Below are 12,541 nucleotides of genomic sequence, written 5' to 3' on the forward strand. Positions count from 1 at the left end.
CCATCAGGGGTACGTCTTGTACCGGTCCCAGTGGCGGACGCACAGGTACTGCGCCGCGTAGAAGACGAGCTGCTGCCGCTCCCACAGCGGGTACGCCCGCTCGTCGTTGTAGAGCGCGCGCGTCGCCCCGGCGGTGCTCCCCGGGTTCCGGTCGAGCGCGGCGCACGCCCGGTAGCCGAACCGGACCATCTGGGCGTCGGTGGTCCGATCGCCGAACGGCTTGGTGAAGTCGTGGAGGTTCTTCGAGGCCACGACGAACCGGCCCTCGTCGAGCCGGCCGTCGGCCTGCGCGGGCGCCTGCACCAGCGCGGCGCACCCCAGCGCCACGGCCGCGGCCGCCACCGCCCTCATCAGCTTCGGCATCGTCTCGCTCCTCGCCTCCGGTGGGCCCGGCCCACGTGTCGTGGCGATTATCGCCGATCGCGCGAACGCCGGGGCGCGAACCCGAGAAGCCCGGAAACGCGGAACGGCGCCCCTCCCCGAAGGGAGAGGCGCCGTTCACGGCTGGTTACCGAAGATCAGGCGATGATCTTGGTGACGCGGCCGGCACCGACGGTGCGGCCACCCTCGCGGATCGCGAAGCGCAGGCCCTCGTCCATGGCGACCGGCTGGATGAGCTTGACGCTCATCTCGGTGTTGTCGCCGGGCATGACCATCTCGGTGCCCTCGGGGAGGGTCACGACGCCGGTCACGTCCGTGGTACGGAAGTAGAACTGCGGGCGGTAGTTGTTGAAGAACGGGGTGTGGCGGCCGCCCTCGTCCTTCGACAGGATGTACGCCTGGCCCTCGAACTCCTTGTGGGGAGTGGTGGTGCCGGGCTTCACGACGACCTGGCCGCGCTCGACGTCCTCACGCTTGAGGCCACGGACCAGCAGGCCGACGTTGTCGCCCGCCTGGCCCGAGTCCAGCAGCTTGCGGAACATCTCGATGCCGGTGACGGTGGTCTTCGTCGACTTCTCGCGGATGCCGACGATCTCGACCTCCTCGTTGACGTTGACGATGCCGCGCTCGACACGACCGGTGACGACGGTGCCACGACCGGTGATCGTGAAGACGTCCTCGACGGGCATGAGGAAGGGCTTGTCGGTCTCACGCTCGGGATCCGGGATCGCGGTGTCGACCGCGTTCATCAGCTCGAGGATCGACTCGGTCCACTTGGGGTCGCCCTGCAGCGCCTGGTAGCCCGAAACGCGGACGACGGGGGCGTCCTCGTCGAACTCCTGCGAACCCAGCAGCTCGCGGACCTCCATCTCGACGAGCTCGAGGATCTCCTCGTCGTCGACCATGTCGCACTTGTTCAGGGCGACCAGGATGTAGGGCACGCCGACCTGGCGGGCGAGCAGCACGTGCTCACGCGTCTGGGGCATCGGGCCGTCGGTGGCGGCCACGACCAGGATCGCGCCGTCCATCTGGGCCGCACCGGTGATCATGTTCTTGATGTAGTCGGCGTGACCGGGAGCGTCGACGTGAGCGTAGTGACGCTTCTCCGTCTGGTACTCGACGTGGGAGATGTTGATCGTGATACCACGAGCCTTCTCCTCCGGCGCCTTGTCGATCTGATCGAAGGCCGAGGCCTCGTTCAGGTCCGGGTACTTCTCGGCCAGAACCTTGGTGATGGCAGCCGTCAGGGTGGTCTTGCCGTGGTCGACGTGACCGATGGTGCCGATGTTCACGTGCGGCTTCGTCCGCTCGAACTTCGCCTTCGCCACTTGATGTCCTCCTGGACGTAGGTGCTTGAGAGGCCGGTTGCCCCACAAGCGGGTGTATTTACTTCAGTTGTTCGACGCCGCGGAATTGTTCTGTGGCGTCACGCTCCGGAGAGCGGGGAGAATTACTCCCCGTTCACCTTCGCGATGATCTCCTTCGCCACGTTCGCCGGAACCTCGGCGTACGAGTCGAAGACCATGGAGTAGTTAGCCCGGCCCTGGGTCCGCGACCGGAGGTCGCCGATGTAGCCGAACATCTCCGACAGCGGGACCTGCGCCTTGACGACACGGGCACCACTGCGTTCCTCCATGGCCTGGATCTGGCCACGGCGGGAGTTGAGGTCGCCGATCACGTCACCCATGTAATCCTCGGGGGTCGTGACCTCGACAGCCATGATGGGCTCGAGGATGACGGGACCGGCCATGCGCGCGGCCTCCTTGAAGGCCTGCGCGCCGGCGATCTTGAACGCCATCTCGGACGAGTCGACGTCGTGGTACGCGCCGTCGAGCAGCGACACCTTGACGTTGACCATCGGGTAGCCCGCGAGCACGCCGTACTGCAGCGCGTCCTGCGCACCGGCGTCGACCGAGGGGATGTACTCCTTCGGCACGCGACCACCGGTGACGGCGTTCACGAACTCGTAGGTGACGCCGTCCTCGGCCTCGGTGAGCGGCTCGAGCTTGATGATGACGCGCGCGAACTGGCCGGAGCCACCCGTCTGCTTCTTGTGGGTGTACTCGTGCTTGTCGACGGTCTTGCGGATCGTCTCGCGGTACGCCACCTGCGGCTTGCCGACGTTGGCCTCGACCTTGAACTCGCGACGCATGCGGTCGACGAGGATGTCGAGGTGCAGCTCGCCCATGCCGCCGATGACGGTCTGGCCGGTCTGATCGTCGAGCTCGACGGAGAAGGTGGGATCCTCCTCGGCGAGCTTCTGGATCGCGACGCCCAGCTTCTCCTGGTCGGACTTGGTCTTCGGCTCGATCGAGACGTTGATGACCGGGTCCGGGAACGTCATCGACTCGAGGACGATGGGGTTCGCCGGGTCGCACAGGGTGTCACCGGTGGTGGTGTTCTTGAGACCGATCATCGCGTAGATGTGACCGGCGGTCGCATCCTCGACGGGCATCTCCTTGTTGGCGTGCATCTGGAAGAGCTTGCCGATGCGCTCCTTGTTGCCCTTCGTGGCGTTGAGCACGCCGGTGCCCGAGTCGATGTGACCCGAGTACACGCGGACGAACGTCAGCTTGCCGAAGAAGGGGTGCGCGGCGATCTTGAAGGCGAGCGCCGAGAAGGGCTCGTCCTTGCTGGGCTTGCGCGAGATGATCTTCTCCTCGTCGCCCACGGCGTGACCCTCGATGGAGGGGACGTCGAGCGGGCTGGGGAGGTAGTCGATCACGGCGTCGAGCATGGGCTGCACGCCCTTGTTCTTGAACGCCGAGCCGCACAGCACGGGGTAGAGCTCGCGCGAGACGGTGAGCTTGCGGATGGCGCCCTTGATCTCCTCGATCGAGAGCTCCTCGCCGGCGAAGTACTTCTCCATCAGAGCCTCGTCGGACTCGGCGACGGTCTCGAGCAGCTTCTCGCGGTACTCGGCGGCCTTGTCGACGAGATCGGCGGGGATCTCCTCGATGGTCGGCTCAGCACCGGTCGGCACGACGCCGCGCCAGGTGATGGCCTTCTGCTCGATGAGGTCGACGACGCCGTCGAAGGCATCCTCGGCGCCGATCGGCAGCTGCAGGACGAGGGGCTTCGCGCCGAGGCGCTCCTCGATGGTGCGCACGGTGAAGTAGAAGTCGGCGCCCAGCTTGTCCATCTTGTTGACGAAGCAGATACGCGGGACGTCGTACTTCTCGGCCTGACGCCAGACCTGCTCCGACTGGGGCTCGACGCCCTCCTTGCCGTCGAAGACGGCCACGGCGCCGTCGAGCACGCGGAGCGAACGCTCCACCTCGACGGTGAAGTCGACGTGCCCGGGGGTGTCGATGATGTTGATCTGGTTGCCGTTCCAGAAGCAGGTCACGGCGGCGGAGGTGATGGTGATACCACGCTCCTTCTCCTGCTCCATCCAGTCGGTGGTCGAGGCACCGTCGTGGGTCTCACCGATCTTGTAGTTCACACCGGTGTAGAAGAGGATGCGCTCGGTAGTGGTGGTCTTACCGGCATCGATATGCGCCATGATGCCGATGTTGCGGACCTTCGTGAGGTCGGTAAGCACTTCCTGTGCCACGGTGGTAAGCCTCGTTCTCGTTAAAGGATGGTTGGAACTCCGCCGCGGGAGCGGCACCTGCAGCTCGGTAGCGGCAGCGGTTCTCCGGTGTCCCGCGGGCCGGCCGGTGGGCCGGCCCGCGGGATCAGATCACCAGCGGTAGTGCGCGAACGCCCGGTTGGCCTCGGCCATCTTGTGGGTGTCCTCGCGACGCTTCACGGAAGCGCCCAGGCCGTTGCTCGCGTCGAGGATCTCGTTGGCGAGACGCTCGACCATGGTCTTCTCGCGACGCTGCCGCGTGAAGGTCACCAGCCAGCGCAGAGCCAGGGTGTTGGCGCGACCGGCCTTCACCTCGATCGGCACCTGGTAGGTGGCGCCACCGACGCGGCGGCTCTTCACCTCGAGCGACGGGCGCACGTTGTCGAGCGCCTTCTTGAGGGTGAGAACCGGATCGGTGCCGGTCTTCTCACGGGTGGCCTCGAGCGCGCCGTAGACGATGCGCTCGGCGGTCGACTTCTTGCCGTCCAGGAGCACCTTGTTCACGAGCTGCGTGACGACCTGCGAGCCGTAGACGGGGTCGTTGACGACGGGGCGCTTGGGCGCCGGTCCCTTACGAGGCATCAGCCCTTCTCCTTCTTCGCGCCGTACTTGCTGCGGGCCTGCTTGCGGCTCTTGACACCCTGGGTGTCGAGCGAGCCACGGATGATCTTGTAGCGAACACCCGGGAGGTCCTTCACACGACCGCCGCGGACGAGCACCATCGAGTGCTCCTGAAGGTTGTGGCCTTCGCCGGGGATGTACGCGGTGACCTCGACCGAGGTGGTCAGGCGGACGCGGGCGACCTTACGGAGAGCCGAGTTCGGCTTCTTCGGGGTCGTGGTGTAGACGCGGGTGCACACGCCACGACGCTGCGGCGAGCCCTTGAGGGCGGCCACCTTCGTCTTGGTGGCCTTGTCCCGGCGGCCCTTGCGGACCAGCTGGTTGATAGTTGGCATAGAAGCGCTGTTTCCTTCGTTTCGGCTGTCGCCGACCGCACGGTCGACTCTTCCTGCTGCTGCGGTTGTAGCTCCGGGCAAGCCGCGCGCCCCCGCGAAGGGGAGAACGACTTCCGCAGCGCGGCCCCACCCGCTTCAACGACTCTCGCCGTTTCCGCTGGTCAGTCCCGTTTCCGGGAAGTAGCTACCGGCCTCGCACGTACCCCGAGGTCGGGCGTGTCGCGTATCCGTGGGCGGTTCCGGAGGTCCGGCCTAGCCATGGACACGTGTGAACAGTCCTGGTTACCCAGGCACGGCGACCTAGCTTACCCGCCTGAACTCACACTGGTCAAAATGCATTGCCTACAGGCCACGATAGTCGCGCACGGCCACCCGTGGCCCGCGGCGTTCGCGGTCGACGCCCGCTCGGACCAGCAGCCTGATCACCCGCCCGCGTTGACCCCGATAGGGCTCGAGCACGTCGAGCATTCCGGGATCGTCCAACGCCTCGCCCGCGAGCGCTATTCCCACGATCCGCGGCAGGTGGTAGTCGCCGACGGGCACGGCGTCCGGGTCGCCGCACGCCCGGCCCAGCAGGTCGCCGACGGTCCACGGCCCGATGCCGGGGAGGGCCCCGAGCTTCGCGGGCCGATGCTCGACCTCCACAGCACTCGCCCCGATGATCGTGCGCATCCGGACGGGTTCCACGCCGGCGCGGTGCCACTCCCAGCCGGGTATCGCAGCCCAGGCGGCGCGCGGCGGCGGCACCCGCAGGTCGGGTCCGCCCGTCGGCCCCGGGGCGACCGTGCCGAACCGTCGGACCAGGTACCGCCAGGACCGCCACGCCTCCGCGCCCACGACCTTCTGCTCCAGCACCGTCGGGACGAGCGTCTCCCAGACCCGGTTCGACCGGGTCAGGCGCAGTCCGGGCGAGGCCGCGACCGCCCGCTCGACGACGTCGTGGCGCGGAACCAGGGCCGACGGCTCGTCGTCCGCGCCGACCATCGCGGGGGCGTGGTCGAGGAGCCAGTCCGCGCCGCTCCCCCACGCCTGCGCCGTCACCGTGCCGTCGACGAGGCGCAGGCGCAGCGTCCCCGGCCCGTCCGGGGTGTGCACGGCCCGCCACAGCGCACCGTCGGGCGTGCGCGCGTAGGCCGGATCGCCCGCGCCGCGGCGGAGCACGCCGACGGTGCCGTGCAGGTCGAGGAAGTACCCCGGAGCCCATGAGCGTTCTGCCGTCACCCGGCGAGGTTACGCCGCCCGGTGCCGGTACTTCTCCTCGTAGACCTGCGCGCGGCGACGGTGCTCGGCGAGCTGGCTGCCGCTCTCGGTGTGCGGGTCGATGCCGTTGTCGACCAGCAGTTCCTGCAGGTAGATCGAGCGCAGGCCGCCGACGAAGACGATGGCCGGCAGGGCCATCATCGCGACGAGGGCGAGCTTGACCCACAGCGGCGACGGGAGCAGCAGGGCGACGACGAGGAAGGGCACGAACATCAGCGCCCCGCGGATGAAGAAGCGACGGTTGTGGCCGGGGCCGGTGGCGTCGTTGACCACCCAGTCGCGCATGGAGTCGGGCAGGCGCATCCCCATGAGGTACTTCACCCGCTCGAGGAGGTTCGGTGTGGTTCGCGTAGTCGTGGACATGCCCCCACGCTACGCCGGTGTGATTCAGCTCACAATCGTGGCGAACCGCTCAGCGCTCGCCGCTGCGCCGGTATGCGAGGGCCGCGGCGCCCGCGAAGACCGCGAACCACACGACCACGTTGACCACGGCCCCGAGCAGGGAGACGTGCCCGCCGGAGAGCATCTCGCCGCCGGTCAGCGGGTAGCGGGCGAGCGCGGTGATCCCGTACATCGGCGTGAGCTGCGCGGCGGTCAGCATCCCGCCCGAGAGGGGGAAGAAGACGTTGCCGCCGAAGGCGAGCACCGTGAGCAGCAGCCCCGGCACGTGCATCACGATCTCGGGCCGCAGCGCGAGCCCGAGGGCGAGCCCCAGCGCGCCGAACAGCGCCGAGCCGAGCCACGCGAGGAGCAGCGAGAGCACCCAGACCTGCGGCTCGGCCTGCGCGCCGGTCACCGCGGCCAGCGCCGCGAGCACGATCACGGGGAACGCCGACATGGTCAGGGCGCTCACCACCTTCGAGGCGATGTAGCCGGGCGGCCGCAGGGGCGTGAGCCGCAGGGTGCGCACCCAGCCGGTCGAGCGCTCCGCCGCGACCTGGGCGGCGGTCGTCGTGGCCGCCGCCGCGGAGCCGTAGAGCGCGAGGCCGATCATCATCCAGGCGGCGAAGTCGCCGTGCGCGAACCGCGCGTCCGGCCCCGCCTGGGCGTGCAGCGCCAGGTACAGCACCACCGGCAGGACGGTCGTGATGATGAGGGTCTGCCGGTTGCGCAGCTGGCGCCGCACGTCGAGCAGCAGGAAGCGGGGCGTCAGGCCCCAGGTCGCGATGGTGGTCATGCCTTCTCCTCGGTGAGCTGCAGGAACGCCTCTTCGAGACCGTGCGTGAGGGTCTCCACGTCGCGGGCGTCGGTACGGGTGAGCAGGAAGCGGAGCGCGTCGTCGGACGCGCGCGGGTCGCCGTCGACGGCGAAGACGGTGCGCTCGCCGCGCACCTCCGCCACGCGGAGGCCGGGCACGGCCGCGACGAGGGCGGCGGCACCGTCGGGGCCGAGGACCGCGGAGACCCGCCGGCCGGTGGCGGCGGCCCGGACGTCGGCGGTGGCGCCGTCGGCGACGATCCGCCCGCCCGCGATCATGACCACCCGGTCGGCGAACTGGTCCGCCTCCTCCAGGTAGTGGGTGGCGCACAGGACCGTCGTGCCGCGGCCGGCGTCGGCGCGGACGGCGGCCCAGAACCGGCGCCGGGCGTCGACGTCCATGCCGGCGGTGGGCTCGTCGAGGACGAGCAGGTCGGGCTCGGCGAGCAGGGCCAGGGCGAACCGCAGCGCCTGCTGCTGCCCACCGGAACACTTCCCGACGGTGCGCCGCCGCAGGTCGTCGAGGCCGGCGCGGGCGATCGCGGCGTCCGGATCGGAACCGGGGTGCAGCGACGCGATCAGGTCGACGGTGTCCTGCACCGTGAGCGCGGGGAGGAGCCCGCCCGACTGCTGCACGGCGGCGACGGTGCCGGTGTGCGTCGCGGTGCCGGCGTCCGGGGTGATGAGGCCGAGGATCATGTCGATGGTGGTGCTCTTGCCCGCGCCGTTGGGGCCGAGGAAGGCGACCACCTCGCCCTGGCGGACGGTGAGGTCGACGCCGTCGACGGCAGTGACCCGCTCCCCCGTCGGGGTCGCGTAGGTCTTGGTCAGGGATCTGAGTTCCAGTGCCGGTGTCATGCCGTCGACGATGCCCGCGACCTGCGCCGATCGGATCCACCCGCGGGTGGAGGCCGGGGTGGAGATCGCTCTGTGATGCGTATCACAGACGGAGTAGATTCACTGCCATGCGTGTGCGGCACTCCCTCTCCCTCGCGGCGGCGCTGGCGCTGTGCGCGGCCGCCCCTGCGTTCGGGGCGTCGCCGCCGCCGGGCGCGCTGCTCGGCGAGTTCGCGCAGAACCAACTGGAGAACTGCGCCGCGATCTGCCCGTACGCGCTGCAGGGCGCGATCGGGGTGCCCGCAGGGGTGGTCGCCGCGCCGGGCGCGGCGCTCGCCGCGGCCGCGGGCGGCCCGTTCCGCGCGCTCGGCGCGGGGGCGGCGGCGGTGACCGGTCCCGCGGATGCGGCGATGACCGGCATCATCGGCAACGATCTCAATCAGGTGGTGCCGCGGTTCCAGAACGGCGTGGTCATCGGCCTGCTCGATCTGATGCGGATCGGGGGCGGCACCGGCTCGGTCGGGGCGCTGCGCACCGATCTGTACGCGGCGCTGCAACAGCCGCTGCCCCCGGTTGCGCCGACGCCGCCGCCGCTCACGACGCCTCCGGCCTTCGGCATCACGCCGGTGCCCCAGGGCCCGGCGGAGACCGCGGTGGTGCAGGGGACGAACGCCTTCTTCGCCGCGGCCTTCTACGTCCCGGAGCTCTCGCTGCTCGGGGCGACGCAGACCGCGAACTCCGCCGCGACGACGCTCGCGCAGTCCGGCGACCCCGTCGCCGCGGTGCAGGCCGGGCTGGACGCCGCGGGCGCGGTGGCGGCGGAGAACGCGCGGATCCTGGAGCGGGCGCTCTCGACGCCGTCGACCGGCGGGCCGACGAGCGCGGGCGCGCGGTCGACGAGCCCCGACGATGCCGCGGGCGCCGGGCAGAGCCCGTCGGCCACCGTCGACGCCCCCGGGTCGGGCGACGCCACCACGCCCACCGACGCGACCGGGTCCGGCGACACCACGACCACCGACGACGGGGACTGAGCTAAGTCCCGCCGAACGTCACGGGAGCGAGGCCGGTCCGGTCACGCGGACTCGGCCGCGGCGGCTCTTGCCTCGATCCGCGCCCTGACCTCCGGGCGGCGCAGCGGCGGCACCGTCTTCGGCGGCTGCCGGCGCGCGGGCAGCGCGTCGAGCAGTTCCTCCGTCGCGGCGGTCACCTTGGCGACCGCGAGCTCGAAGGCGTCGTGGTTGGCGTCGCTGACCTTCTGAATCCCCGAGACCTTGCGCACGTACTGCCGCGCGGCGGCCTCGATCTCCTCGTCGGTGGCGGCGGGTTCGAGTCCCCGCAGTTCAGTGATGTTCCGGCACATACTCCGACGGTAGTCCCGTCCCGGGTAAATTGCTGTCGCATGGGAGAGGGAACGGGGGAGGCGCAGGAGATCGCGGGCTATCGCGTACTGCGCCGCCTCGGCAGCGGGGGCATGGGCGAGGTCTTCCTCGTCCAGCATCCCCGGCTGCCCCGCCGGGACGCGCTGAAGCTGCTGGACTCGAGCGTCTCGCGCAACGCGGACTTCAAGGCGCGGTTCAGCCGGGAGGCGGACGTCCTGTCGATCCTGTCGCATCCGAACATCGTGGGCATGTACGACCGCGGCGAGGTCGACGGCCGACTGTGGCTGGCGATGGAGTACGTCGCGGGCGACGACGTCGCGGTGATCCTCGCGCGCAACGGGCCGATGCCGTTGGGCCTGGTCACCGACATCGTCGCCGGCGCCGGGGCGGCGCTCGACTTCGGGTGGCACGAGCACCGCATCACACACCGGGACGTCAAGCCCGCGAACATCCTGGTGCGGCTGACGGGCGGCCGCGCGACGACGGTGAAGCTCGTCGATTTCGGGATCGCCAAGGCCGCCGGGGAGACGACGTCGCTGACCTCGACCGGGGTCACCGTGGGCACGATGAGCTACATCGCGCCGGAGGCGATCGAGGGCCGCCCGCTGGACCTGCGCGCCGACGTCTACTCGCTCGGCTGCACCGCGTTCCAGATGCTCACGGGCACGACCCCGTACGCCGGCACCTCCGTCGCCCTCATGTCCGCGCACCTGAACCGGCCGATCCCCCGGATCACCGAGCGCGTGCCCACCCTGCCCGGCTACCTCGACGCGGTGTTCGCGACGGTGCTGGCGAAGGAGCCGCGGGACCGCTTCCAGGACTGCGCGTCGTTCGTCGCCGCGCTGTCCGGAGCGGCGCCCGTCCCCGCCCCACCTCCGACGACGCAGGCGATCGCCCTGCCGGCAGTGCCTCCTACGACGACGCCCGCCGCCGAGCACTTCGCACGCACGGAACTCCGCGCGGCCGGGCCCGCCCCGGAGCCCACCGAATCGTCCCGCGGCACCGGGATCCTCAAGGGCGGCATCGCGGTTCTCCTGGTGGGCGTCCTCACCGTCGCCGGCTTCCTCGGCTTCACGTTCCTGCGGGCCTCGGACACCACCGTCACTCCGACCACGCCCAGCTCCGTCCGCGTCACGACCCGCGTCCTCCCGCCCACCGGCGCCTCCGCCCCGCCGCGCACGCCCGACTACGGCACCCGCTGACCGCGGCACCCGCCGGAAGTCGGAACACTCAGTCACACAATGGATCACACAGACGGAGGCGACAGCCTGCCCTGGATACGAATGAACCTGCCGCGCTCGGGCTCGAACTCGAGCGATGCGGAGTTCCCGGTCACCGGATCGGCGACGTCGACCCGGGTCCAGTCCGGTGCCCAGTTCATCTCCCAGCCCGACATCGCCGCGAGGCCGTTCACCGCGCTCCGATGATCCTCGATCATGCCCTGCGCCAGAGCCAGGGATAGCCGCGCGGGGAGGCGGTGGTCCACGAGCGGCACCGCGAAGTCGACGGGCGAGAGCAACAGCACCGCCACGGCCCCACCTCCCGCGCCCGGAAGGTACGTGGTGCCGCCGCCCGTCGACGGGGATGGGTACCTCGTCCGCGACGAGGCTGGCGAGGCCGTGCTCCCGACCGATCTCCAGGATGCTCTGCCCGCCCGGCCCGGCACCGCGGATAGCCCGCCCCCAGAGGACCGACCGGGGCCCCGGTGCGACGCTGGCCACGAGCTCGACGCCCGTCCGTATCCCGGCGTCGGACGTCTGCGCGCTGAAGTCCAGCGTCCCCTCTTCGAGGTCCACCGACCAGTCGAACGGGCCCAGCCGCTCCTGGACGCCCTCCTGCAGCAGCATCTGGCTCAATGCGGCGTAGAGCGCACCGTAGTCGTGCAGTTCCTGCAGGTCGGGGAACAGAATCGTCATGTGCGCGATGCTAGACGAGCGCGGCGACCTCGTCTGCGCAGCCCCAGCTCAGGGTCACCCCGGCGCCGCCGTGGCCGTAGCAGTGGACGACGTCGCCCTCGCGCTCGAGGCGCACCGTCGGGCGGGACGGCCGCAGGCCGATGTTGTGGCCGAGCACCCGCGCATCCGCGAGCTCGGGGACGAGCGCGCGGGCCCGGGCGAGGATGGCGTCCGCGGTGGCCGGGTCGACGGTGAGGTCCTCGGCGCCGTGGTCCTCGGTGCCGCCGACGACGACGTCGTTCGAGCGCGGCACGACGTAGGTGGTGACACCGAGGTCGAGCGCGGAATCGTCGATCCACCACCGGTCCACGCCCACCTGCTCGAGGTAGACCACCTGCCCGCGGACCGGCTCCAGGGTGGTGTCGCCGACGAACTCGCGCGCGCCCAGCCCGGTCGCGTTGACGACGGTGCCGTCCAGCTCGTCGACGGACCGAACCTCCCGTTGTTCGACGGTGCCGCCGAGCTCGCGGACGCGGCCCGCGAGCCAGGGCAGGTAGACGGGCATCTCGATGACGGGCGAGACGAAGCTCCACCCCTCCGCGTAGCCGGGCCGCGGCGCCACGACCCGCTCGACCGACGGCACGGCGGAGGTCCACCACGGCTCCGGGACGGGCTCGCGGAAGATCTCGGTGCCGGGCGTCATGACGACACCGTCGACGCCGCGGTCGGCGAGCGCGGAGAACTCGGCGAGGGTCGCCGCGGACCATCCGGTCACCCGGTCGCGGGGCTCGGCGAGGTACGGATACCAGACGGCGGCCGCGACCGCGGAGGTCAGGCCGGGCGAGAGTTCCCGCCCGTACACGCGAACGCCGTGCCCCGCCTCGAGCAGGCGCACCGCGCACGACAGTCCGATCACGCCGGCACCGACGATCGTCACCTCAGCCATGCGGACAGCCTGTCATGCCCACCGCCGGCCGCGGCGGCCGTTCCCGCGATGCCACCGCCTCTTCACGATCGCAGCGTAGGCTTTGCAGCGTCACCACCCGAACGAATCACCCACGG

At 70.5% G+C, this 12,541-nt stretch carries 14 protein-coding genes and 1 pseudogene; 2 read left to right on the forward strand and 13 right to left on the reverse strand.

What is annotated here, in order from left to right:
• Positions 1–3: 3 nt before the first annotated feature.
• The 9 genes from WFK95_RS16605 to WFK95_RS16645 all read right to left on the reverse strand — a co-directional run bounded on the left by WFK95_RS16605 (position 4) and on the right by WFK95_RS16645 (position 8,226).
• Positions 4–363, reverse strand: coding sequence for a DUF732 domain-containing protein (locus WFK95_RS16605; protein WP_224647325.1), 360 nt, complete (start codon positions 361–363; stop codon positions 4–6).
• A 155-nt stretch (positions 364–518) separates the two neighbouring features.
• A complete protein-coding gene (gene tuf, locus WFK95_RS16610; RefSeq protein WP_224647326.1) occupies positions 519–1,709 on the reverse strand; it encodes an elongation factor Tu in 1,191 nt (396 codons plus the stop codon).
• A gap of 122 nt (positions 1,710–1,831) precedes the next feature.
• Positions 1,832–3,937 carry an elongation factor G gene (fusA, locus tag WFK95_RS16615; protein ID WP_224647327.1) on the reverse strand — a complete coding sequence of 702 codons (2,106 nt, stop codon included), beginning with the start codon at positions 3,935–3,937 and terminating at the stop codon, positions 1,832–1,834.
• A gap of 129 nt (positions 3,938–4,066) precedes the next feature.
• Positions 4,067–4,537: a 30S ribosomal protein S7 gene (rpsG, locus tag WFK95_RS16620; protein WP_068522691.1), complete on the reverse strand. Its 471-nt coding sequence runs from the start codon at positions 4,535–4,537 to the stop codon at positions 4,067–4,069.
• Positions 4,537–4,911 (reverse strand): 30S ribosomal protein S12, encoded by a 375-nt coding sequence (gene rpsL, locus WFK95_RS16625; protein ID WP_224647328.1) that lies wholly within the window; start codon positions 4,909–4,911, stop codon positions 4,537–4,539. Before rpsL ends, rpsG begins: the two co-directional genes overlap by 1 nt.
• A 342-nt stretch (positions 4,912–5,253) precedes the next feature.
• Entirely contained in the window at positions 5,254–6,132 is an 879-nt protein-coding gene (locus WFK95_RS16630; RefSeq protein WP_224647329.1) for a DNA-3-methyladenine glycosylase family protein, read from the reverse strand.
• 9 nt (positions 6,133–6,141) lie between these two features.
• A complete protein-coding gene (locus WFK95_RS16635) occupies positions 6,142–6,534 on the reverse strand; it encodes a DUF5313 family protein (protein WP_224647330.1) in 393 nt (130 codons plus the stop codon).
• A 49-nt stretch (positions 6,535–6,583) separates the two neighbouring features.
• Positions 6,584–7,348, reverse strand: a complete 765-nt coding sequence (locus tag WFK95_RS16640; protein ID WP_336671277.1) for an ABC transporter permease — start codon at positions 7,346–7,348, stop codon at positions 6,584–6,586.
• Positions 7,345–8,226, reverse strand: a complete 882-nt coding sequence (locus WFK95_RS16645) for an ABC transporter ATP-binding protein (RefSeq protein WP_336671278.1) — start codon at positions 8,224–8,226, stop codon at positions 7,345–7,347. Before WFK95_RS16645 ends, WFK95_RS16640 begins: the two co-directional genes overlap by 4 nt.
• Before the next feature lie 107 nt (positions 8,227–8,333).
• Here WFK95_RS16645 and WFK95_RS16650 point away from each other — a divergent pair, with 107 nt between their 5' ends.
• On the forward strand, positions 8,334–9,236 hold the full coding sequence (locus WFK95_RS16650; RefSeq protein ID WP_336671279.1) for a hypothetical protein: 903 nt from the start codon (positions 8,334–8,336) through the stop codon (positions 9,234–9,236).
• A 41-nt stretch (positions 9,237–9,277) separates the two neighbouring features.
• Here WFK95_RS16650 and WFK95_RS16655 read toward each other — a convergent pair whose 3' ends face one another.
• Entirely contained in the window at positions 9,278–9,565 is a 288-nt protein-coding gene (locus WFK95_RS16655; protein ID WP_224647334.1) for a DUF2277 domain-containing protein, read from the reverse strand.
• A gap of 39 nt (positions 9,566–9,604) precedes the next feature.
• Here WFK95_RS16655 and WFK95_RS16660 point away from each other — a divergent pair, with 39 nt between their 5' ends.
• The gene (locus WFK95_RS16660) at positions 9,605–10,786 is read left to right on the forward strand and encodes a serine/threonine-protein kinase (RefSeq protein WP_336671280.1); all 1,182 of its coding nucleotides are present in this window, start codon (positions 9,605–9,607) and stop codon (positions 10,784–10,786) included.
• 44 nt (positions 10,787–10,830) lie between these two features.
• On the opposite strand, the gene WFK95_RS16665 is transcribed toward WFK95_RS16660, so the two are convergent.
• From WFK95_RS16665 to WFK95_RS16670, 3 genes and pseudogenes are all read right to left on the reverse strand, one after another.
• On the reverse strand, positions 10,831–11,115 hold the full coding sequence (locus WFK95_RS16665) for a hypothetical protein (RefSeq protein WP_336671281.1): 285 nt from the start codon (positions 11,113–11,115) through the stop codon (positions 10,831–10,833).
• Between the two features lie 70 nt (positions 11,116–11,185).
• Positions 11,186–11,500 (reverse strand): annotated as a pseudogene (locus WFK95_RS24770) (DUF6882 domain-containing protein); the annotation flags it as partial.
• 10 nt (positions 11,501–11,510) lie between these two features.
• On the reverse strand, positions 11,511–12,425 hold the full coding sequence (locus WFK95_RS16670) for an FAD-dependent oxidoreductase (RefSeq protein WP_336671282.1): 915 nt from the start codon (positions 12,423–12,425) through the stop codon (positions 11,511–11,513).
• Positions 12,426–12,541: the final 116 nt, after the last annotated feature.

The organism is Tsukamurella sp. USMM236 (assembly GCF_037148755.1).
Classification (GTDB): domain Bacteria; phylum Actinomycetota; class Actinomycetes; order Mycobacteriales; family Mycobacteriaceae; genus Tsukamurella.